This window comes from Micromonospora sp. NPDC007208, from assembly GCF_042869175.1.
GTDB lineage: Bacteria > Actinomycetota > Actinomycetes > Mycobacteriales > Micromonosporaceae > Micromonospora > Micromonospora foliorum.
Map to the genome: position 1 here is coordinate 209,595 of NZ_JBIAFG010000008.1, position 22,544 is coordinate 232,138.

The following is a 22,544-nucleotide window of genomic DNA, read 5'->3' on the forward strand; positions in this document are numbered from 1 at the left end:
CGGGCTTCCTTTCCTAGATCGGACGCGCTTCGAGCAGGGCCCAGCCGCGGGACGCGGGGGTGTTGACCAGCTCGAAACCGGACGCGGTGAACAGCGCCTGCCATTCGCGGAGGTCGCGCTCCTTGCCGCCGAAGAGCACCAACATGTCGATGTCGATGATCTTGGCGTGGTCCCACTGGTTGCGCGGCGGCACGATCTGGTCGATCGCGATCAGGCGGGAGTCGGCGTCGCCGATCGCCGCGCGGATCCGACGCAGCAGCGTGACGCAGGTGTCGTCCGGCCAGTTGTGGACGATCGACTTCAGGATGTACGCGTCGGCACCGGCCGGCAGCTCGTCGGTGAAGAAGTCGCCGCCCCGCACCTCGACCCGCTCGGTGACACCGTGCTCCTTGAGCAGCGGTTCGGCGTCGGCCACGACCTCGGGCAGGTCGAAGAGGACGCCGGTGCCCTCGGGGTGGCGCTGGAGCATCTTGGCCAGGAAGTAGCCGTTGCTGCCGCCGATGTCGGCGATCCGGCCGAACCGCTCGGGCGCCAACTCCGCCGCGAACCGGTCGGCAAGCCGCCGGCTCCAGTGGGCCATGAAGCCCTCGAAGAACCGGTTGGCCTCCGGGTGGGCCTGGAGGTAGTCGTAGAAGCCCATGCCGAAGACCTTGTTGAAGGCCGGCTCGCCGGTGCGGACGCTGTGCAGGATCTCCGCGTACGGGAGGCGGTTGAAGTCGGCGCCGCTGAACTGCACCATCGGCCGCAGCCCGCCGATCCGGGCCGACGTCAGCCCCTCGCCGAGCGGCGTCAGCGCGAACGACCCGTCCTCCTGCTCGTCGAAGATGCCGACCGCCGAGGCCGCGCGGAGGATCCGCCGCAGCGCGTCCTCGTGTGACTCGGTGGCCGCCGCCAGTTGGGCGACCGGCACCGGTCCGTCGACGAGCAGGTCGGCGACGCCGAGCTCGGTGACCACGTAGATCACGTTGGCGATCTGTTTGGCGCTCCCCAGCACCGCGATCTGCCGTTCACGCAGGTCAAGTGCCTGCTGCTCGTCGAAGTTCGCGACGGCGGCGAGGCTGGCGTCGGTCATCGTCCATTCCTTTCGTCGGTCACGACCATGGCCGCGTTGAACCCGCCGTAACCCCTGGCGAGCACGAGCGCCGCGCGTACGGGTGTCTCCCGCGCGACGTCGCGCACCAGATCGAGGTGCAGGCCCTCGGCCGGCTGGCGGATGTTGGTGGTGGGCGGGATGACACCGTGTCGGATCGACAGCAGCGCGGAGACGAGGTCGAGCGCCGCCCCGCCCGAGTAGAGCCGGCCGGTCATCGTCTTGGGCGCCGTCACCGGCACCCCACGTGGGCCGAAGACGGCGGTGATCGCCTCGGCCTCGACCCGGTCGAGTTCCGCGACCCCGGCGCCGTCGGCGAAGACGACGTCGATGTCGGCCGGCGTGAGACAGGCGTCGGACACTGCCATCTCGGCCGCCCGACGCAGACCCGGTGGGCGGCCGGAGCCGGGCCGCGGGTCGAACGTCGCGCCGTATCCGGCGATCACCCCGTAGACGTCGGCCCCGCGCTGGGCAGCGGCGTGCTCGTCCTCCAGCACGAGGATCGCCCCGCCCTCGCCGGGCACGTAGCCCGACGCGTTGGCATCGAACGGCAGGAACGCCGTGGCCGGATCGCGCCCGGTACTGAGGAGGCCGTTGGCGAGCTGGGCCGTCCAGCCCCACGGGCAGAGCGATGCGTCGACGCCACCGGTCATCACGAGCTGCACGCCCTTGCGCACCTGGCGCCGGGCCTGCGCCACCGCGTCGAGCCCACCCGCCTGCTCGGTGACGAGCACCCCGGTCGGCCCACGCATCCCGTGGCGGATCGAGATCTGGCCGGTGTTGACCGCGTAGAACCAGGCGAACGACTGGTAGGCGCTGACGTGCTCGGAGCCCTTGCTCCAGAGCTTCTCCAGCTCACGATGGCCGAACTCGAAGCCGCCCGACGCACTGGCCGTGACGACACCCATGCCGAACTCGGGCAGCGCCGCCGGGTCCACGGACGCATCGGCCAGCGCCCACTGCGCCGCCGTCAGCGACAGCCGGGTCATGTGGTCGGTCTGCGCCATCAACCGACTCGGAATGTGATCGGCCGCCTCGTATCCGGGAACCTCGCCGGCCAACTGCGCGGGGTATCCCGACGGATCGAAACGGCTGATCGGCCCGATGCCACCCACCCCGGCGACGGTGGCCGCCCAGAAGGCGTCGCGGCCCAACCCGTTGGGCGCGGCCACCCCGACGCCGGTGACGACAGTGGTCATGCCACACGCGCCAGGAGCATCGCGCTCTGGAAGCCGCCGAACCCGCTACCCACGCTCAACACCACGTCGGTCTGCTGCTCGCGGGCGGTGAGCGGCACGTAGTCGAGGTCGCACTCCGGGTCGCGTTCATGCAGGTTGGCTGTCGGCGGCACCACCCCGTGCTTGATCGCCAGGGCCGACGCCGCGATCTCGATCGAGCCGATGGCGCCCAGCGAGTGGCCGATCATCGACTTGATCGAGCTGACCGGCGTGCGGTACGCGTGGTCGCCGAGGCTCCGCTTGAACGCCGCCGTCTCGTGCCGGTCGTTCTGCTTCGTACCCGAGCCGTGCGCGTTGATGTAGTCGACGGCGTCGCCGGGCAGCCGAGCGTCGGCGAGCGCGACACGGATCGCCTCGGCCATCTCCCGCCCGTCGGGCCGCAGGCCGGTCATGTGGAACGCGTTGGAGCGCGAGGCGAACCCGACCAGCTCGGCGTAGATCTGCGCACCTCGCCGGCGGGCGTGCTCCAGCTCTTCGAGGACGAACATCGCCGACCCCTCGCCGAGGACGAACCCGTCGCGGCTGTTGTCGAACGGCCGCGACGCGTGCTCCGCGTCGTCGTTGCGGGCCGTGGTCGCCTTGATCGCGTCGAAGCAGGCCACCGTGATCGGCGAGATCGGGGCGTCGGTCGCGCCGGCGATCATCACGTCAGCCGAGCCCTCGCGGATCAGCTCCCGGGCGTGACCGACCGAGTCGAGGCCCGACGTGCAGCCGGTGGAGACCACCGTCGCCGGACCTTCCGCGCCGACCGACCACGCCACCTCACGCGCGAACGAGCTCGGCACCAGATAGTCGTAGAGGTGCGGGGTGGCGTACCGGTGGTCGGTCAGCCACTTCCGGCCGCCGTCGCTGACCACGACGTACTCCTCTTCGAGGCTCATCGTGGCCCCGACCGCCGTGCCGACACTCACGCCGACCCGGGTCGGGTCGACTACCTCGAAGCCGCTGTCGGCCAGCGCCTCCCGGGTGCAGACCACCGCCATCTGAGCCGCCCGGTCCATCCGGCGGATCTCCTGCGGCGACAGGCCCTCGGCGGCCGGGTCGAAGTCGGCCTCCGCGGCCACCCGTGACCGGAAGGGTGTGGCGTCGAAGAACGACAGGGTACGGGTGGCCGTGCGGCCAGCGGTCAACAGTTCCCAGAACGCCTTGGTGCCCAGTCCACCGGGGGCGATGACGCCAATCCCGGTGATGACCACCCGACGGTCGGATGTGCTCGTCATGGAAGACCTCCTGGCCGCGATGTCCGTGTGAAAGCTAGGGACGGCCGGTCGAACGGCGCTGGAGCGTCGGTCGAGGGCATGTCACGAGGCCCTGGCCAGCCCCGGGCGCAGAGGTCCGCCGGCGGCCAACACCTCCCGCTGGAGCCGTTGGAGGTCAGGCGAAGGGTCCAGGCCCAACTCCTCACTGAGCACCCGGCGCAGGTGGTGGTACGCCTGCAACGCCTCGCCCCGGCGTCCGGAGCGGTTGAGCGCCACGATGAGCTGACGGTGGAACCACTCGTTGAGCGGGTACGTGCCCACGAGGTAGCGCAGCTCGCCGATCAGCTCGCGGTGCCGGCCGAGCGTGATGTCGGCCTGGATGCGCAGCTCCAGCGCCCGGATCCACTGCTCCTGCAGGTGGATCGCGTGGGCCTCCAGCGCCGGCCCGAACGTCACGTTGGCGCCCACCGGCCCGGTCCACATGGCCAGCGCCCGCCGCAGCACCTCGGCGCCCTCCTCGGGCCGGTCCGACTCGATGTGCGAGCGACCCTGGTCGAGCATCGTCTCGAACACCTCGGCGTCGAGTTGGCCCGGCTCCACCCTGAGCAGGTAGCCGCGCGCACGGCTCTCCAGCACGGTCCGGTCCGGGGTCTCTATGCCCTCCTTCGCGAAGAGCTTGCGCAGGTGGTAGATGTAGGTCTGCACCGTGGTGACGGCGCTGCGCGCCGGATCGTCACCCCACAGCTCCCGGATTATCGAGTCGACCAGAACGACCCGGTTGGCCCGCATCACCAGCAGCGCCAACACGGTCCGCACCTTCGGCGGCGTCGGCGTGCAGATCCGGCCTTCGTGGATCACTTCCAGCGACCCGAGGATCTCGTACCTGACCACAGTGGTCCCCCCATTCCCCATAGCACTCGTCGAGACGCTCTCAAGCTATGGATGAGCGGGGCGTGTCGGAACGACCGCAGGTAGCGAGATCACGGGTTCTTCCGAGGATCGATGCGTGTCGAAAGTTGTACGGCGGATACCCCTTTGATCGCTCGATGCTTCCTCAAGGCAACCTCCACCGGAGGCGGGAAGACTCGCCGGGCCCCCCGCCCCCTGGGTTAGGAGTCACACATGTCGCGCCGCCTCTTCACCTCCGAGTCGGTCACCGAAGGCCATCCCGACAAGATCGCCGATCAGATCAGCGACGGGATCCTCGACGCGCTACTGGCGCAGGACCCGCACAGCCGGGTCGCCGTCGAGAGCCTGATCACCACCGGCCAGGTCCACGTCGCGGGCGAGGTCACCACGCAGGCCTACGCCGACATTCCACGCATCGTGCGTGAAACGGTTCTGGGCATCGGGTACGACTCGTCGAAGAAGGGCTTCGACGGCGCCTCCTGCGGCGTCAGCATCTCGATCGGTGCCCAGTCGCCCGACATCGCGCAGGGCGTCGACACGGCGATCGAGCTGCGCGACGGTTCGTCCGGCGGCGGGCTGGACGCCCAGGGCGCCGGCGACCAGGGCATGATGTTCGGCTTCGCCTGCTCGGAGACGCCGGAGCTGATGCCGCTGCCGATCGCGCTGGCCCATCGTCTGGCCCGTCGCCTGGCCGCCGTCCGCAAGGACGGAACGGTGCCCTACCTGCGACCGGACGGCAAGACCCAGGTCACCGTCGAGTACGACGGCCTCCGCCCGGTCCGGCTGGACACCGTCGTGGTCTCCACGCAGCACGCCGCCCACATCTCCCTCGACGACCTGCTCACCCCCGACATCCGAAACCACGTGATCACGCCGGAGCTGGAGGCGCTCGACCTCGACACCGAGGGCTACCGGCTGCTGGTCAACCCGACGGGGCGGTTCGAGATCGGCGGCCCGATGGGCGACGCGGGCCTCACTGGACGGAAGATCATCGTCGACACCTACGGCGGGTACGCCCGGCACGGTGGTGGCGCGTTCTCGGGCAAGGACCCGTCGAAGGTCGACCGGTCGGCGGCGTACGCGATGCGGTGGGTGGCGAAGAACGTGGTCGCCGCGGGCCTGGCGGAACGGTGTGAGGCGCAGGTGGCCTATGCGATCGGCAAGGCCCATCCGGTGAGCCTGTTCGTGGAGACCTTCGGCACGGAGACGGTGCCGCTCGACCGGATCGAGAAGGCGATCGGGGAGGTCTTCGACCTGCGTCCGGCGGCGATCATCCGCGACCTGGACCTCCTGCGTCCGATCTACCAGCAGACGGCGGCCTACGGCCACTTCGGCCGTGAGCTCCCGGACCTGACCTGGGAGCGCACGGACCGCGCCGCGGATCTCAAGGCGGCTTGTTGAGGAACCTCCCCGACCGCTAAGGCGGCGGGCGGCGAGGGCGCGGTACCAATCGGTCGTGTGGCAGCGTCACCAGTGACGCTGCCACCGCCTTGTTGACCGCGTCGATGCGGGAGACCGCGCCGAGCTTCGCGAAGATGCGACGCAGGTGGCTCTTCACCGTGGCCTCGGTCAGGTCGAGCCGGCGCGCGATCTGGGCATTGGTCATCGCCTCGGCCGCGAGTTGGAGGATCTCCAGCTCGGCGGGGGACAGAATCGCGGACTCCGCGTTCTGCACCTGCACCAGGCTCTGGCCGGAGACCGAGAGCAGCACCGAGCCGCTGCCGTCCCGCGACTTGCGGATCGCGGCGACCAGCTCCTCACGACCCACGCTCTTGAGCAGGTAGGCGCGCACCCCGGCGGCGATCAGACGGCGCAGCAGGCCAGGGCTGTCGTACATGCTGAGGATGACGACCGCGCTGTCGGGCGACACCTCACGAATGCGGCGCACCGTGACCACCGGGTCGTCACCGGGAATCTCGACGTCGAGCAACACCACGTCGGGACGCTCCGACGCCGCCTTGGCGACCGCGGTGGCCGAGTCGCCCGCCTCGTCGACCACGTCGAGGTCGGCGTGGACGTCGAGCACCCAGCGCAACCCCTCGCGGACGAGAGCGTGGTCGTCGACTATGAGGATGGTGGTGGCGCCGGCGGGAGACCCGCCGTCGGACCGCGTCAACCTAACCCCCAGACCCCGTCCCCCGCCGCCAGCGTGCACATGAGTGGCACCGTATCGCGGACGTGTGACGCCACAGCTAACGTGGCGTCCTCCCGACACGAAGAACGCCACGATCGCCGCGCGATTCTGTCAGTCTCGTGTGGACAGCCGGACCAACTCGCCGATACCGAGGCCCTTGTTGGCGATGTAGAAGCTGCCGTCGCGAGCGATGGCGAACGACATCGGGGAGTCCAGGCCGGTGCTCGCCAGTTCCTGGTGGCTACCGTCGCGCTCCACGCGGATCAACGCACCTGTGGAATCGCCCGAGCTGAGCCCGTTCTTCGCGATCTCCAGCACGACCAGCCGGCCGCGCTTGTCGAACGCGATGTCGATGATGTTGGTGAAGCCGGTCGCGAAGATCGTCGGCTCCTGCCCGGGCACCAGCCGCCACACCCGGGCGCCGCCGCTCGGGAACGGGTGCCCGGTCAGCTGTCCGATGTAGAGAGCGCCGTCCGGGCCGCGGGTGATGGTGACCGGCACGAACTGGATCGGCGTCGTCGAGCCGGGCGGGAGGCCCCACTCCGGCGGCGCCGGCACCTGCTCCTGCGGCCAGACGTGTTCGGCCGTGACCACACCGCGGCGGTCGATCCGGAGCACGTCGTTGGCGGCCGCGTCGAGCGCGTAGACGTCCCGCCCGTCGGCGACGACGGCGTAGGGCTGGCTCTCCGGGATGACACCGTCGGGGTTGTTCTGACCCTCGAAGGCGGAGAGGTCGCCGACGACCGACCAGCGGCGCTTCCCCTCGACCCGGAGGATGGTTCCCATCGTGGCCCCGGCCGCCCCGAGCAGGTCGCGCGAGACCGGGTCGGTGCTGTAGCCCATCGCCACCAACAGCTTGCCCTGCCGGTCGAAGGCCAGGTCGTGGGCGCCGTAGACGGAGAAGCCGGCGCCGGTGCTCCGCAGCGACGGCAGACCCGTCACGACTCGCTTCTGCCAGCCGTGACGGACCGCCGTGATCGCACCTGTCGAGCCGTAGCAGAGGTTGGTACCGAACGTGCCGGGGATGCACACGTCGTCGCCGCCGAGCCCGGCCTCGGCGACGTAGACGGTGCCGGCCCGGTCGATGGCGACACCGCGTGGGTTGTCGAGGTTGCGGGCGACGACGGTCAGTCGCCCAGTGGTCGAGGTGGCCGCATTGGCGGGCGCGGCAATGCCGGCCACCAGTAGCAGCGGCACGGCCAGCGACAACGTTCGTCGCATCGCGTCGAGCATGGGTTCTCCTCAGCAAGAGGGGTTCGGATGCGAACGACGCTGCCGGCGTTGCCTCGAGGCCCGGTGGAGGAAGGCTCGACAGGCTCGCCTACTCGGGCTGGTTGGGAGTGCCGCGCCCCAGCTCGTAGGGGGATGTCACGCCTTCGTAGGCGAGGTGCATCACCATGCCGTTGGCCGCGTGGTCGAGGTTGTGGCAGTGGTCCATCCAGAGCCCCGGGTTGTCCGCCGTGAAGCCGATCTCGTAGATCTGGCCGGGGATCACGTCGAGGCTGTCGATCCACCACGGCGACCCGGTCGCGCGGACCCCGTTCCGGGACAGCACCAACGCGTGGTGGCCGTGCAGGTGCATCGGGTGGTTCTGGTGACTGCGGTTGACGATCCGCACCTTGACCACGTCGCCCATCCGGACCATCAGCGTCGGCGTGTCGGGGAAGCTGTGCCCGTTGATGATCGGCACCAGGTGCAGTCCGCCGTTGTAGAAGGACAGCCGGTCGTCCAGGAGCTGGGTGAACGAGCGGTCGTACGACGAGCCCGCGTCGAAGGGTCGGGAGCCCCCGGAGCCGTACGAGAGCGGGTCGAACTGGTCCCCGTCGTCGACGATCTTCGGCGTCGAGGTGTCGCCCGGTGGCGCCAGCACCAGCCCGCCGTCGCGGTTGGCGAGGTCGGTCAGGCGTACCGGGCCCGCCGGCATCGTGAACGTCACGTCGTAGCGCCCACCGGTCGCCAACCCGAACCGCGGGTCGGTCAGCGGGGTCGGGCCGTTGACGTCGACCCCGTCGATCGCCGCGACCCGCACCGGCGTGCCGGTGACCGTCAGGGAGCGCGGGCGGCTGTCGGTGGACGGGTTGTTGTCGGTGTTGATCAGGCGCAGCCGCACCGGCGTGCCCGGGGCGACCTCCTGGCGCTGCAAGGTGTCGCTGGTGCCGAACGAGACGATGTTGTCGTCCGGCGTACGCCACTCGTGGGCCTGCACGACGAAGTCCCGTTCGCCGGGTGGTGGGCCGTCGCGCGGCTCGACGATCAGTGCGCCGAACAGGCCCCGCCGGATCGCCTCCAGCGGGTTCTGGTGGGTGTGGTACCAGAAGGTGCCGACCTGCTCGGCGACAAACCGGTAGGTGAAGGTGCCGCCCGGCTCCACCGCGTTCTGCGTCGCGCCGGCCACGCCGTCCTCACCGTTGGGCACGTCGAGGCCGTGCCAGTGGATCGTCACGTTCTCGTCGGGGATCTCGTTGTGCAGCGTCACCTCGACGAGGTCGCCCTCACGGACCCGCAGCTCCGGCCCGGGCGACTGACCGTTGTACGTGAGCGCCTCGATCTCGGTGCCCGACGACAGCCGTACCGTGGCCTTCTTCGCGGTCAGGGTGAAGGCCTTGTTGGGCTTGCCGGTCCGCGGCCCACGCAGGTCGTCGACGGAGGTGCCGCCATGACCGCCGTGGCCGATCGAGGGGCCGCCGCCGTAGTCGACGTTGTCGTGGGACGTCATGGACATCCGGTCGGGCAGCCGGCTGCTCTGGGCCGCGTAGGTGACGCCGGCGGCGACGACGAGGACCGCGACGGCGGCCTGCGCGGTGGCGCGTAGGGCGCTGGCCCGCCGGCCACGGCGCGCGAAGTCGGTAGCGGTGACAATCCGCAGGCGACGCCCCTGCCAGAGCCACAGCACCAACACCGACAGCAGGATCGGCGCCGCGTGGGTCGCGATGTCGTCGAGGTAGGACGGGACCGGACGGGACACGTACGCGAAGTAGACGCCGACGACAGTCGCCACGGCCGTCACCTGGACCGGCACGACGAATCGGGGATTGGCGGCGGCGGAGCGCGTCTCGACGTCGACAGGCGCGTCGTCGCGGTTGGCCAGGGCGCGCAGGCCCGGCACGGTCCAGACGGCGACCGCCAGCATCGGCAGCAGCAGGAGCGGCATCTGCACGATCACGCGGTTGTCGGCGAAGATCCAGTCGACGGCGAGCATCAGCCCGATCGCGACACACTTGACGACCAGCACCACCAGCGCGGCGACGAGCAGACGCAGCAGCCGACGGGCGCTCTTGCGCAGCGCCTCGGGCGTCGGCCGCCAGGCCAGCCGCGTGGCGAGGATCGCCGCGGACAGCCAGATCAGGAACAGGACCCCGGCCAGGATCCCATCGGCGTTCTCTCCGACCTCAAACATGACGCCAACATACGAAGGACGCGCACCACGCGGCATCCGTTGAGGAACGGCGGATTCGTACGGCGATCGCCGTAGCCGGCACCGCCTGCGAAACAAGTGCCGTAGTTGGCTAGCTGCCGGGCGCGACGAGCCCGGTCTGGTAGGCGAGGACGACGAGTTGCGCGCGGTCGCGGACGCGGAGCTTGACCATGGCCCGGTGGACGTGGGTACGGGCCGTGGCGGGGCTCATCGACAGTCGGCGCCCGATCTCCTCGTTCGTCAGCCCGTTGGCCACCAGGCTCATCACCTCGCGCTCGCGGTCGGTCAACACCGCCAGCCGGCCGCCGTCGACAGGCGTCGGCGCGACCTTGCTGACGAACGCGCTCACCAGCCGACTCGTCACCCGCGGTGAGATCAGCATGTCGCCGCCGGCCACCACCCGCACCGCCTGGCGCAGCTCGTCGGGCTCGATGTCCTTGAGCAGGAACCCGCTCGCGCCGGCGCGCAGCGCCTCGAAGACGTACTCGTCGAGCTCGAAGGTGGTCAGGACGATGACCCGCACGGCCGGGAACCGCTCGACGATCGCGGCGGTGGCCCGCACGCCGTCGAGTACGGGCATCCGCACGTCCATCAGCACGATGTCCGGCCGGGTCGCGGCGACCATCTCGACAGCCTGGGCACCGTTGGACGCCTCACCGACCACCTCCAGGTCGTCGCTGTGGTCGAGCAGGCCCCGGAAGCCGGCCCGCACGAGCGTCTGGTCGTCCGCCAGCACCATCCGGATCGTCACGCTGTCTCCTCCACCTCGACCGGCAGCCGCGCGGCCACTCGGAACCCCCCACCCTCCGGCCGGGGCCCGGCCTCGAGGGATCCGCCGGCCGCCGTGGCCCGTTCCCGCATGCCGGCCATCCCGTGCCCTCTCCGGCTCGCCCCGGCGCCGACCCCGTCGTCGACGATCTCCACCGTGACGGCGCGACCCGCGTAGGTGATGGTGACGTCGACTGTCGTCGCTTCTGCGTGTTTGACCGTGTTGGTGATCGACTCCTGCACGATCCGGTAGACCGAGAGCGCCACCTCCGGCGGGATCGGGCGCGGGGTGCCGGCGATCCCCGACCGCACCTTCACGCCGGCCTGCTCGGCGACCGCGAAGACACGGGCCAGGTCGGGCACCTCCCCGGCGTCGCGGAGCATGCCGATCGCCGAACGGACCTCGTGCATCGCGTCGCGCGCCGCGCCCCGGATGCTCCGCAGCGCGGCCCGCGCCTCGGCCGGCTTGCTGTCGAAGATGTCGTCGGCGAGGCTCGCCTGCACACTGATCGCGGCGATCGTGTGGCCGAGGACGTCGTGGACCTCGCGGGCGATGCGCAGCCGCTCCTGGGCGACCTCGTGTTGACGTTCCTGGCGCATGACGGCGAGACGCTGTTGTGCCTCGGCCAGCCGGATCCGGCGGGTGCGGATCGTCTCGGCGAGCAGCACCACGGCCGCGAGCAGCGAGCCCTCTTCGAGGGTGGCCGAGAGGGCGGGGAAGAACCCCTCGCCGAGCAGCGTGTACCGCATGATCAGCTCAAGGACGACGAAGAACCCGGCGACGACGAGCGCCCAGGTGAACCGGCCGGCGGCCGCGACGGAGAAGAGGGCGGCGGCCAGCGGAAGGGCGGGCGGGATGCCCGGGTACTCGAGCGCGTAGTAGATCATCAGCGCGGTGACCGAGCCGACGAGCACCAGCAGCGGCCAGCGCCGCCGGAAGACCAGCAGGAGCCCGATCACCGCGCCGATCGCGTAGGCGCGCGCGTCCGGCGGCCGGGCACCGGGCTCGTCGGCGACCCGGATCGCCACCGCCACCACGGCCGCGACGACGACCGCGATGAGGGCATCGATCGCGATCCGTCGGACGGCCGGGTTCATGTCCGCAACGGTACGACGCGCGCACGGTCCGTTAGCGAGGGCCCCTTCCCAACCGGAAACCGTCAGCAAGGGGCCCGTGCCATCAGCCGCGGCGGAGAGTGAGCAGGGTCTGCCCGGTGGGGATCACCGTGCTGCCGTCCACCTGGAGCCCGGCCTTCTCGCCCAGTTCGGCGTACTCACGCCAGGTCCTCGCCTTGCCCGCCATCAGCGAGAGGAGGCGCAGGTCCATCTGGGTGATGAACATCAGCCGGGCCGGGTCGTCGGGGAAGTTGTCGTTCTCGTCCTTCACCAGGATCTGCACGATCAGCACCTTGCCGGTCGTGCCGATCGCGTCCGCCGCCCGCTGGAGGATCTTCTCGGCGGAGCTGTCGTTCCAGTCGTGCAGGACGTTCGACAGGATGTAGACGTCGGCGCCGGCCGGGAGCGGGTCGAAGATGCTTCCGCTGACGACCTCGGCCCGGTCGGCGATGCCCGCCGCCTCGAACCGGGCCCGGCCCTGCTCGACCACGCCCGGCAGGTCGACCACGGTGCCGCGCAGGTGCGGCTGGGCCTTGAGGATCTCGGTGAGCAGGGCGCCGGTGCCGCCGCCGACGTCGATGACGTGGTTGACGGTGCTCCAGTCGTAGCCCTGCACGACCTGGTCGAAGTAGCTCGCGTGGGTGGCCATCAGCGCGCCGAACGACGTGGCCCGGTCGGGGTTGGTGGCCAGGTCGTCCCAGAACTCGATGCCGTAACGCACGGGGTACGCCGCGTCGCCGGTACGGATCGAGTGGGTAAGCGAGCTGAACGTGCCCTCGATCCGGCCGGCCATCGAGTCGACGTCGAGCCAGGGGCGCTGGGCGGCGGGGTGGTCGGTCTTGAGGAACTCGGCGGCTTCCGTCAGGGCGTACACCCGCGGCTCGGTCTCCTTGAAGACGCCGCGGACCGAGAGGTAGCGCAGCAGCCGGTGCAGCGCGTCGGGGTTGGCCTTCGTCGCCGCGGCGAGCTCGTCGAGCGTGGTGGTGCCCGCGGCGATCAGGTCGGCGAGGCCGAGCGTCGCCGCGGCCCGCACTGCCCACGGCGTGATCGTGTCGGTCAGCGAGTAGAGATTGACCCGATTTTCCGTCATGGCGGCGAGCTTCGACGACGGCGCTCGAGACCGGCTCGAAGCCGGGTCGATCGACCGGTTCTCCAGCCGGGTTCGAGTGGGCGGGCGCAGGCTGCGCCTGTCACGGCCGCCATGCGAAGGGGACACGATGGGCGCCAGCCACCAGGAGCGCGGAGCGATCGAGGTCATTCAGGACCTCATGCAGCAGAAGTGGGTCTACGAGCTGTTCGGCGAGATCGGCGCGCGCCAGGGTGCCTCGGCCGCGCACGTCGAGCAACTGAGGGCGGTCGACGCCGCCGCGCACGTGTTCTGGCCGTTCCAGGCGCCGCCGTTCCCGGTCATCGCGGCCACCGCCAGCGGCTCGACGTTGACCGACATCGACGGCAACGACTACCTCGACTGCCACATGGGGTACGGCGCTCAGGCGCTGCACGGTCACAACCCGGCCCCGGTCGTCGACTTCGTCCGGGAGCACCTCGGCAAGGGCACCGGCAACGGCTACACCAACGCGCTGGAGCTGCAGCTCGCGACGCTGCTGCGGGAGATCCTCCCGCACAACGAGAAGTTCGCCTTCCAACACTCGGGTACGGGCGCCACCCAGTCGGCGATCCGGCTCTGCCGTGCGCACACCGGGCGCCGGATGGTCGCCAAGTTCGAGGGCACCCTGCACGGGTCCCACGACCTGGCCGTCCACAACACCGCGCCCTGGTACCACGGGCATCCCGCGGTGCCGTTCCCGGAGATCGGCAAGGACGGCATCCCGCTGGTCTCGGCGTTCGCCGGCGTCACACCGGCCGAGCCGCGCGACCTGCTGATCCTGCCCAACGACACCGCGCTCGCGGTCGAGTTGATCGAGCGCCACGCGGGTGAGTTGGCCTGCATCCTGGCCGAGCCGGCCGCCTCGTCGTTCCCGTTCGAGGAGACGACGATCCCGATGATCCGCGAGGTGGCGGTGGCCGCCCAGCGGCTCGGGGTGCCGTTCATCCTCGACGAGGTGCTGACGGGCTTCCGTTCGGGGCTCGGCGGCGCCGCGCAGAAGTTCGACATCCCGACCGACCTCGTCACCTACGGCAAGGTGATCAGCGGGCTCGGGCTGCCGCTGTCGGCGATCGGCGGTCGGGCCGACATCCTCGACATCTCGCAGACCAGCGGCCAGTCGTGGACCGACTTCGGCCAGAAGACCGGCCTACAGGGCAGCCACACCGGCAACTACCTGTCGGTGGCGGCGTCGCTGGCCACGCTCCAGCTGCTCCGGGACAAGGGACCCGCCTACTACACCGACCTGCGGGCCAAGGTCGACCGGGTCCAGGCGCGGCTGGCCGCGTTCCGGGCCGCCGAGGGGATCCCGCTGCGCATGGTGGGGTTCGGCGACTACATCGGGTGCTTCCAGTTCCTCCCGGAAGACTCCTACACCGACTACCGGGTCTACTCGCGGGCACTCAACCCCGCGACGTTCATCCTCACGCTGCTGCTCCGCAAGCGCGGCATCTACACGCTCGGCATGCCGATGTTCTTCGCCGGCGGCGCCCACAGCGACGCCGACGTCGACCGGCTGACCGACGCCGTGCTGGAGAGCACGCTGGAGCTTCGGGCCAACGACTTCCCCTTCGACCTGGCCTGGCCAGCGACGTCCGCGTGGGGCTCCGGTTCCTCCGAGTGGGGTTCGGGTTCCTCCGACTGGTCGTAGCCGCCTTTGCGTTACCGGGCCCGGGTCAGCTCCTGACCCGGGCCCTCCCCATGTGCCGTACAGGTCATACGCAAATAGCCGTACTTGACTAATCGTACGCAACGGCGTGTAGTCGGAAGGGTGGGTCCGCTGCCGACCCCCGTCCGACTTCAGGAGGAACGCGATGACGGAGAGCTGGACCGACGAACACAGCGCCGCACCACCCAACCCGCGCCGATGGCTGATCCTGGCCGTCGTTCTGGCCGGGGCGTTCATGATCCTGCTGGCAACGACAATCGTCAATGTCGCGGTCGCCCCGATCCAGCGCGACCTCAAGTCGACCTACACGGCCATGGAGTGGGTCATCGCCGGCTACGCGCTCGGCTACGGCCTATTGCTCATCCCCGCCGGTCGGATCGGTGACCGCTTCGGCCACCGCAAGCTGTTCCTCATCGGTGTCGCCGGGTTCACGGCGGCGTCGGCGGCGTCGGCGCTCGCGGCCACCCCCAACCAGTTGATCGCGTTCCAGGTGGTGCAGGGCATGATGGCCGGCATCCTCAACCCGCCGGTGCTGGCGCTGATCCAGACCACGTTCCCGGCGAAGGAGACCGGCAAGGCCTACGGGATCTACGGCGCGATCGGCGGCATCGCGACCGCCAGCGGCCCGCTCCTCGGCGGCCTGCTGATCGCGTGGGACCTCGGCGGCTGGGACTGGCGGCCGGTGTTCCTGCTCAACGTGCCGATCGGCCTGGCCACGTTCGTCGCCGCGCTGATCCTGGTGCCCGAGTCGCGAGGCCGCCGCGGTGGGCTCGACGTGATCGGCATGCTGCTCGTCTCGGCCGCCGTCCTGTTGCTGGCCGTTCCCCTGGTCGAGGGCCAGCGCCTGGGCTGGCCGGCGTGGACGTTCGTCTCCATGGCAGCGGCGCTGCCCGCGCTGGCGGTCTTCGCGGTGTGGGAGTTGCGCCGCGCCCGACGCGCCCAGGTCCCGCTGGTGAGCATGCGCCTGTTCGCCCACCGCTCGTTCTCCGCCGGCGTCGGCATCAGCCTCTGCTACTTCGCGGGCTTCATCGGCCTGCTCTTCGCGCTCTCGCTGCACCTGCAGATCGGCCTGGAAAAGTCCGCCCTGACGACGGGCCTGATCCTGCTGCCGTTCTCGTTCGGCACCCTGGTCGGCGCGGCCATCTCCGACAACGTCGCCCGTGCGCTCGGCCGCGGTGTGCTGATGCTCGGAGCGGGCATCGTGATCGTGGGCATGGTGGGCATCATCGCGACGATCCATTGGTGGGGCTCCGGCCTGGAGCTACTGCCGGCCCTGCTCTTCGCCGGCTTCGGCTCGGGCCTGGTGATCGCGCCGAGCGTCGAGATCGTGCTGGCCGGCGTGCCCTGGCAGGACGCGGGCGCGGCCAGCGGCGTGCTCGGCACCGCCCAGCGTCTCGGCCAGGCGATCGGCGTCGCGGTGGCCGGCGTGGTCCTCTTCGGGACGCTCGGCTCCTACTCGGCGACGGCCGCGGAGAAGGCGAGCCCCGAGCTCCAGGCATCGCTCGTGGCAGCGGGCCTGCCGCCAGCGCAGGCGAGCACGGCGACGACCACCTTCGCCGACTGTTTCATCCGCCAGTCACGCGCGTCGGATCCGACAGCCACGCCGCCCGGCTGCGCGGACTCGGCGCCGGGCGCGGTCGGCGAGGCCTTCGACAGCGCGGCCACCTCGGCACTGGAGACCAACTTCAACCGCGCGGTCCAGTGGACGGTCGGCGCCGTCCTGATCGGCGTGATCCTCACCTTCCTGCTCGTCTACCTGCTGCCCCGCCGACCCGAAGAGCCCTGGGCCGAGGCGAGCAAGCCCGATTGGAACGTGACCACCGCGCCCGAACCCGCCCAGTGACAAGCCGCCAGCCCTGGCCCGGGTGTAACACCGGGGGCCAGGGCTGGCGCTCTCAGGACGTGGTCATCGATGTCGGTTGGTTGGCCATCAGCTTGGGCAACTGGTCGAGCAGCTCGTCGTGCCAGGCGAGCTCGGTACGGAGACGGAGCTCGGTATGACGGAAGGTCGTCCACTCCAGACCACGAATGTGGGGCGCCGCCAACTCTCGGAGCGCGAGCCACGAGTCGAGCTGCGCGGCGAGAGCCTTCCGGCGCGCGACGATGATCGCGCGCAGCGCGTCCTCTTCGAGGTCGATCACGTTCTGCAGGGCCAGGTCGACCGGGTCGTGACGGAGCTTGGTGTCACGCAGCGCCTCGTCGCGGTGGTCGATCAGCTCCGCCGCACCGGCCGAGGTGATCGCGTAGATCGTGCGGGCGGGTCGGTTGCCATCCTGCTCGGTCCGGACCGCCTCGATGACGCCCTCGACCTGCATTCGGTGGAGCGCGCCGTAGAGCGACCCCGGCTTGACGTCGCTCCACAGCTCGGTACGGTCCACCTGGGCCGCCCGGCGGATCTGGTGCCCATGCATGGGGCCCCCACGCGCGAGCGCTCCGAGTACGAACAGGCGAGTGCTATTCACGGCATTAGTCCAACACGAGTGCCCGTTTGCGGGCAAGTTACCCATAGCAATCCTTGAGCCGACTGCTATCCCCCGTGAAAGGTCGGGTCGACGCAGAGCCTCGGCAGAGCGATCAGCGAAGCCGCGATGGCCCTGTTGACCGCGTCGATGCGCGACACCGCACCGAGCTTGGCGAAGATGTTGCGCAGGTGGCGCTTGACCGTCGCCTCCGACAGGCAGAGCCGGCCGGCGATCTGGGCGTTGCTCATCGCCTGACCGACCAACTGCAGGACCTCGCGCTCACGGTCCGACAGCGTGCTGTGCACCGGCCCCTGCACCTGGGTCAGGCTCTCGCGGGACACGGCCAGCATGACGGGCGCGTCATCGGCGCGGGCGCCGCGGATCGCAGCCACCAACTCCTGGCGCGTCGAGTTCTTCAGCAGGTAACCGCAGATGCCGAGGGTCAACAACTCGCGCAGCAGCGTCGGGCCGTCGAACATGCTGAGGATGATGACCCGACTCGCCGGCGCGACGTCGCGGATCCGACGGACCGTCGTGGTCACCCCGTCGCCGGGGATCTGCACGTCGAGCAGCACGATGTCGGGCTGGCGGGCTCGGATCTCGTTGACCGCGGCGCAGCTGTCGCCCGCCTCGCCGACGACCACGAGGTCGCGTTGGGCGTCGAGGATCTCCCGGAGGCCGTCGCGCACCACGACGTGGTCGTCGACCAGCACGATGCGGGTCGGCTCGATCATCGTGGCGGTCACCGGCCGGCCCCCGCCCCGACGGCGAGCAGCGGCACGACCAGCTCGACCGAAACGCCCTGGTGGCCCGTCGCGCGCACCGCGAGGCGACCACCGACGGCGGCGGCGCGCTCGGCCATCGCGCGCAGGCCGGAGCCGTCGCGCGCCGTCGCGAGGTCGAAGCCCACCCCGTCGTCGGCGACGGTCGCCCGCAGCTCGTGCGGGGTGATGTCGACGACCGCATGGATCACGCGAGCGCCGGCGTGGGCGACCGCGTTGCGCAGCGCTTCGCGGACGACCAGGAACACCTCGTCGAGCACCTCGGGCGGTACCCACGACTCGTCGCCGTTGATCTCGGTGTGCAGACGCGTCTCGCCGGTCTCGACCGTCGACAGGAAGTTGGCCAGTGCCTCGTCGAGTGACCCGAGCGGCTGAGAGAGCCGAAGATCGGCGATGAGCACCCGCAGATAGCCGACCGCGTCGTGCAGCGACTCACGGGCGATGACCACCCGACGGTCGACGTCGTCGTGGCGTCGTTCCTGGGCGAGCTCGTGGGCCTCCAGGTTCCGGTACGCCGCGCTGAGGCTGTGGCCCAGCCGGTCGTGCAGCTCGCGCGCGATCAGCGAGCGCTCTGCGATCTGCGCCTGGTGGACCTCGTTCATCAGGCCGGCGGCATAGCGCGAACTCGAGTCGAGCAGCCGGGTCAGTGTCGTACGGGTGAGCGCGTCGGCGACCAACGCCAGGATCGCGCTCTGGTCGGGCTGGCCACACAACTGCTTCAGCGCGTCGGCCAACACGATGTCGGCGAGCGCGACGACCGCGCGGAAGCACTCGCGTGGGTGAAGTTCGGCGTCCTCGGTGGACACCGCCGGCGGCGGTGTCGACAGCGGATCGGTGGTCTCGCGGCGAATCCCGGCAATCGTCTCCCGCACCAGGACGTCGGCCTGTGCTGTGTAGCTGTCGATCAGGTCAGCGGCCCCAGCGAGATCGTCACTCGCAGCGGCAAGACGCTGACGGTAGGCGGCAAGAATCGGTTGACGCCTGCGTTCGAGAACCTCGGCAGCGGTCCTCCGCAGCGCATCGTTTCCAACAACCATTGCGGATCCCCCGGTGTGTGCCCTATTGCTCCCCAGGTGCGGGCCCGAACGGCTCTCCCCAGCGCCGGCTGCCCGCCGTGTCGCCGACCCCCCATGCGTGGGCGACAAAGCACTCAGATCGGATCGGCCTCTTATGAGTTGTCACGGCCGACTACTCGCACGAGTCTACGGTCTCCCCGCACACCGTTGGAAGCATCGAAGCTTAGCTTTTGGTAGTCACACCAAAACTTAAGGTTAAATCCACACTTGCCGCGATCAGCTTTCGACGACGCGTCGAGGGGCCTCCGCGACAGTTCACCCGAGAACTCGACAACCAGGAGTGGAGCGACCAATGGTGAGCAGACGCAACGTCATGAAGGTCGGTGCCACCGCCGGAGCAGCCGCGCTGGTCACGGGCACCGCGGCGGCAGCGGCCCGCGGATCCACCCCGTCCGCGACGCCGGCCCACGGCACCCACACCGGCCACGGGAAGACGGCACACGTCGCGGCCGTCACCGCCCCGTTCGCTGTCCGGATGCCGATACCGCCCGTGCAGCAGCCGATCGCCTCGGTAAGCAACACCGACTTCTACGTCGTTTCCACCCGTAAGGCTCAGGCGGAGATCCTGGCGGGGACGCGTACCGAGGTGTTGACCTACGACGGGCAGTTTCCCGGGCCGACGTTCCGGGTCAAGACGGGCCGGCTCGCGGTCATCGCGCACAGCAACCACCTCGACATGCCGACCGCGGTGCATGTGCACGGAGGCCACACCCCGTCGAGCAGCGACGGGTTCCCGACCGACGTGCTCGACCCGGGCAAGAGTCGGATCTACAGCTATCCCAACAAGCAGCGGGCCGCCACGCTCTGGTATCACGACCACGCCCATCACATGGAGGCCGAGCACGTGTTCCGCGGGCTCGCCGGCTTCTTCCTGATCGACGACCCAGCCCAGGACGAACTCCGGTTGCCGTCCGGCAACCACGACATCCCGATCATGTTGCGCGACGCGCGGTTCGCCGAGGACGCGAGCCTGGTCTTCGAACACGACGACTTCCAGTTCCGCAACACGATCCTCGTCAACGGCAAGCCGCAGCCCTACTTCCAGGTGGCCGCCCGCAAGTACCGGCTGCGCTTCGTCAACGCGTCCAACCTCCGCACGTTCACGCTGCGGCTCGGCAACGATGCCGAGGTCGCCCAGATCGCGAGTGACGGCGGGCTGCTCGCCGGGCCGACGCCGATCCGCTCGTGGAGCCTGACGCCCGGTGAGCGGATCGAGATCGTCGTCGACTTCGGCGCGTTCCCGGTCGGCAGCCAGGTCTTCCTCGACGACGCCGTGGCCGGGCCGGTGCTGCGCTTCGACGTCAACCGGGCCGCCGCCGACACCAGCCGGGTGCCCGACCGGCTGAGCACCATCCCCGCGCTGCCCGCGGCCACCAAGGAGCGGGCGTTCACGCTCAACTTCAACCCGGCCACCGGCCAGTTCCTCATCAACGGGCAGCAGTTCGACGCCGACCGGGTCGACACCGAGATCAAGCGCAACACGACCGAGGTGTGGACGGTGACCAACGGCGACACCCTCTTCGGTATCCCGCACAACTTCCACCCCCACCTGGTCCAGTTCCGGGTGCTCGCCCGCAACGGCCAGCCACCGGCGCCGGGCGAGGCCGGGGTGAAGGACACCGTCTCGGTGGGGCCCGGCGAGACGGTCCGACTCCAGACGACGTTCGGGCCCTACCTTGGCCGGTATGTCTACCATTGCCACATGATCGACCATTCCGCGAGTGGGATGATGGCACAGATGAAAATCGTTCCCTGACCCTGAGAAAGGTTTCTTGTGCCCTCGGCAGAGAAGACTGTGCAGATCGGACGGACTCCTGAGGACGTCTTCGCCTTTCTCGCCCGTGGCGAGAACGACGCGCGCTGGCGCCCCAACGTGCTCGACGTCGCGCGCGTCTCGGGCGAGGGGGTCGGCGCTCGCTACAAACAGGGACTCAAGGGCCCCGGTGGGAGCCGCATCCCGGCCGACTACGAGGTGACCGGGTTCGAGCCGGGCCGGCGCTTGGCGTTCCAGGCCACCGGCAGTGTGGTACGCACCCAGGGCGAATACACGCTCACGCCGGCCGGTGGCGGCGGGACCCAGCTCACGCTGAAGCTGGCGTGGCAGCCGAGCGGGCTGTCGCGTTTCCTCGGCCCGGTCGTCGGCAAGACGTTCGAGGAGGAGATCGCCGCCCTCGATGCCCTTCGCGACCTGCTGGAGAGCGAAGCCTGAGCGCAGCGTGCGACGGGAGCGCCGGCGTCAGCTGCCGCTGGCGGATGTCACCTGCGGGCCCGGAGCCACTCGGCTCCGGGCCCTCACCCTGCCCGGTCAGGGGCTGGTGCAGGTGACACTGCTGGGTGCGGTGGCACCGTTGCCCGTGGCGGTGAAACCGAAGTTGGTCGAGGCGTTCGGGCCGACCGTGCCGTTGTAGGCGGCGTTCCTGACGGTGACGCTGCCGGTGGTGCCCGTGTTGGTGCCGCTCCAGAGGCTGCTGATGGCCTGACCACTGGCCAGGGTCAGGCCCACGGTCCAGCCGTTCAGGGGCGAGGTGGAGTTGTTGGCCACTGTCACCTCGGCCTGGAAGCCGCCGGGCCAGGTGTTGAGCGTCCGGTAGGTGGCGGTGCAGGTGCCCGGTTCGCCGGTCGGCGGCGGGGTGGTCGGCGGCGGGTCGGTCGGCGGCGGGGTCGTCGGAGGCGTGGTCGACTCGAACTGACTGAAGAACCTCCAGATCTCACCCGAGGTCCAGGTCCGCGAGTCGTTCGGGCTGCCCGACCCGTCCACCGGACTGGGGGTGTGGTCCCCGTCGAACGCCGCCCACTGCACGGGGTAGCCGGACCGGCATCCCGCGTACGCGGTGGTGATGTGGGTGAGGCTGCCCCGGCTCGGTTCGCGCGGGCTCTGCGCGGTGCAGCCGTTGTTCCGCACGAACGTGTCGCGCAGCTGCCGACCCTGGGAGATGTTCAGCACGCTGTCGTAGATGCCGTGGATGCCGAAGTAGGCGACGGGCTGGGTGCCGCCGTTGCATCCGCTGAGGTTGCCGCCGGAGATGACGGTGACCGCGCGGACGATCGTGGGTCGGGCGCAGGCCACCGCGTAACTCATGGCCCCGCCGTAGCTCCAGCCCAGGGCGAACCGCTGGGTGGTGTCCACGCAGAGGTCGTTCTCGATCTGCCGGGAGATGTCGTCGAACAGGGTCAGGTCCCGCCCGTTGGTGTTGGCCCAACCGGCGTCGAGACCCTGGGGCGCGACGAAGATCGTGCTGTTGTTCGACAGCGGCTGGAGCCCGTAGTAGCCGGCCGAGGTGACGTTGTTGGCCGAGCCGTTCAACCAATGGAAGCCGAAGATCAGGCGGTAGGGGTGGTTCCGGTCGTACCCGTCCGGGATCCGCAGGTTGTACGTACGACTCTGGCCGCTGCTCTGAATCGTGCGCGTCCCGCTGGCGAGTGTCGGGGCCTTGCCGCACCCGGCGGTCGCCGCGAGGGTGCCGTTGGTCGCGGCCGCCGCCGTCGCACCGAAGCCGCCGCTCAACGCGCCGCCGGTGGTGGCCGCGAGCAGAAGCGCCGCGGCCGCGATGGATGGGAGGAAAAGTCTGCGTTTCAGCATG

19 protein-coding genes are annotated in these 22,544 nt (G+C 70.1%); 5 read left to right on the plus strand and 14 right to left on the minus strand.

All coding sequences use genetic code 11. From position 1 onward, the window contains the following. Positions 1-13 precede the first annotated feature (13 nt). From ACFYL6_RS18640 to ACFYL6_RS18655, 4 genes are all read right to left on the minus strand, one after another. On the minus strand, positions 14-1,072 hold the full coding sequence (locus ACFYL6_RS18640) for a methyltransferase (RefSeq protein ID WP_091394932.1): 1,059 nt from the start codon (positions 1,070-1,072) through the stop codon (positions 14-16). Further along, a complete protein-coding gene (locus ACFYL6_RS18645) occupies positions 1,069-2,289 on the minus strand; it encodes a ketosynthase chain-length factor (RefSeq protein ID WP_387172556.1) in 1,221 nt (406 codons plus the stop codon). Before ACFYL6_RS18645 ends, ACFYL6_RS18640 begins: the two co-directional genes overlap by 4 nt. Then, a complete protein-coding gene (locus ACFYL6_RS18650; protein WP_387172558.1) occupies positions 2,286-3,548 on the minus strand; it encodes a beta-ketoacyl-[acyl-carrier-protein] synthase family protein in 1,263 nt (420 codons plus the stop codon). Before ACFYL6_RS18650 ends, ACFYL6_RS18645 begins: the two co-directional genes overlap by 4 nt. An 81-nt stretch (positions 3,549-3,629) precedes the next feature. Next, positions 3,630-4,418, minus strand: coding sequence for an AfsR/SARP family transcriptional regulator (locus tag ACFYL6_RS18655; RefSeq protein WP_307850467.1), 789 nt, complete (start codon positions 4,416-4,418; stop codon positions 3,630-3,632). 231 nt (positions 4,419-4,649) lie between these two features. On the opposite strand from ACFYL6_RS18655, the gene metK reads away from it, so the two are divergent. Then, positions 4,650-5,837 (plus strand): methionine adenosyltransferase, encoded by a 1,188-nt coding sequence (gene metK / locus ACFYL6_RS18660; protein ID WP_238657151.1) that lies wholly within the window; start codon positions 4,650-4,652, stop codon positions 5,835-5,837. A gap of 16 nt (positions 5,838-5,853) precedes the next feature. Here metK and ACFYL6_RS18665 read toward each other — a convergent pair whose 3' ends face one another. From ACFYL6_RS18665 to ACFYL6_RS18690, 6 genes are all read right to left on the minus strand, one after another. Beyond that, positions 5,854-6,552: a response regulator gene (locus ACFYL6_RS18665; RefSeq protein ID WP_387172560.1), complete on the minus strand. Its 699-nt coding sequence runs from the start codon at positions 6,550-6,552 to the stop codon at positions 5,854-5,856. Positions 6,553-6,681: 129 nt separating this feature from the next. Then, positions 6,682-7,803 (minus strand): ScyD/ScyE family protein, encoded by a 1,122-nt coding sequence (locus tag ACFYL6_RS18670; RefSeq protein WP_387172562.1) that lies wholly within the window; start codon positions 7,801-7,803, stop codon positions 6,682-6,684. Positions 7,804-7,891: 88 nt separating this feature from the next. Next, positions 7,892-9,967 carry a multicopper oxidase family protein gene (locus tag ACFYL6_RS18675; protein WP_387172564.1) on the minus strand — a complete coding sequence of 692 codons (2,076 nt, stop codon included), beginning with the start codon at positions 9,965-9,967 and terminating at the stop codon, positions 7,892-7,894. Between the two features lie 109 nt (positions 9,968-10,076). Beyond that, positions 10,077-10,736 (minus strand): response regulator, encoded by a 660-nt coding sequence (locus ACFYL6_RS18680; protein ID WP_387172565.1) that lies wholly within the window; start codon positions 10,734-10,736, stop codon positions 10,077-10,079. Continuing rightward, positions 10,733-11,851 carry a sensor histidine kinase gene (locus ACFYL6_RS18685; RefSeq protein WP_387172567.1) on the minus strand — a complete coding sequence of 373 codons (1,119 nt, stop codon included), beginning with the start codon at positions 11,849-11,851 and terminating at the stop codon, positions 10,733-10,735. The genes ACFYL6_RS18680 and ACFYL6_RS18685 overlap by 4 nt, the downstream gene beginning before the upstream one ends. 82 nt (positions 11,852-11,933) lie before the next feature. Further along, positions 11,934-12,959 carry a methyltransferase gene (locus ACFYL6_RS18690; protein ID WP_238657157.1) on the minus strand — a complete coding sequence of 342 codons (1,026 nt, stop codon included), beginning with the start codon at positions 12,957-12,959 and terminating at the stop codon, positions 11,934-11,936. 127 nt (positions 12,960-13,086) lie between these two features. Here ACFYL6_RS18690 and ACFYL6_RS18695 point away from each other — a divergent pair, with 127 nt between their 5' ends. Together ACFYL6_RS18695 and ACFYL6_RS18700 are read left to right on the plus strand one after the other, a co-directional pair. Further along, a complete protein-coding gene (locus ACFYL6_RS18695; protein ID WP_387172569.1) occupies positions 13,087-14,625 on the plus strand; it encodes an aminotransferase class III-fold pyridoxal phosphate-dependent enzyme in 1,539 nt (512 codons plus the stop codon). Positions 14,626-14,788: 163 nt separating this feature from the next. Further along, positions 14,789-16,486: an MFS transporter gene (locus ACFYL6_RS18700; RefSeq protein ID WP_387172571.1), complete on the plus strand. Its 1,698-nt coding sequence runs from the start codon at positions 14,789-14,791 to the stop codon at positions 16,484-16,486. A 52-nt stretch (positions 16,487-16,538) separates the two neighbouring features. Here the strand turns inward: ACFYL6_RS18700 and ACFYL6_RS18705 are convergent, their stop codons facing one another. The 3 genes from ACFYL6_RS18705 to ACFYL6_RS18715 are packed head-to-tail and all read right to left on the minus strand — an operon-like array spanning position 16,539 to position 19,032. Further along, complete coding sequence (locus ACFYL6_RS18705) at positions 16,539-17,150, minus strand: PadR family transcriptional regulator (RefSeq protein ID WP_387172574.1); 612 nt, start codon at positions 17,148-17,150, stop codon at positions 16,539-16,541. Positions 17,151-17,170: 20 nt separating this feature from the next. Further along, a complete protein-coding gene (locus ACFYL6_RS18710) occupies positions 17,171-17,851 on the minus strand; it encodes a response regulator transcription factor (RefSeq protein ID WP_238657161.1) in 681 nt (226 codons plus the stop codon). After that, positions 17,848-19,032, minus strand: a complete 1,185-nt coding sequence (locus ACFYL6_RS18715) for a sensor histidine kinase (RefSeq protein ID WP_387172576.1) — start codon at positions 19,030-19,032, stop codon at positions 17,848-17,850. Before ACFYL6_RS18715 ends, ACFYL6_RS18710 begins: the two co-directional genes overlap by 4 nt. A gap of 223 nt (positions 19,033-19,255) precedes the next feature. On the opposite strand from ACFYL6_RS18715, the gene ACFYL6_RS18720 reads away from it, so the two are divergent. Together ACFYL6_RS18720 and ACFYL6_RS18725 are read left to right on the plus strand one after the other, a co-directional pair. Then, positions 19,256-20,719: a multicopper oxidase family protein gene (locus ACFYL6_RS18720; RefSeq protein ID WP_387172578.1), complete on the plus strand. Its 1,464-nt coding sequence runs from the start codon at positions 19,256-19,258 to the stop codon at positions 20,717-20,719. Between the two features lie 18 nt (positions 20,720-20,737). Then, entirely contained in the window at positions 20,738-21,172 is a 435-nt protein-coding gene (locus ACFYL6_RS18725) for an SRPBCC family protein (protein ID WP_354944045.1), read from the plus strand. Between the two features lie 96 nt (positions 21,173-21,268). Here ACFYL6_RS18725 and ACFYL6_RS18730 read toward each other — a convergent pair whose 3' ends face one another. After that, positions 21,269-22,543, minus strand: a complete 1,275-nt coding sequence (locus ACFYL6_RS18730; RefSeq protein WP_387172580.1) for a cellulose binding domain-containing protein — start codon at positions 22,541-22,543, stop codon at positions 21,269-21,271. Between the last annotated feature and the right edge of the window lies 1 nt (position 22,544).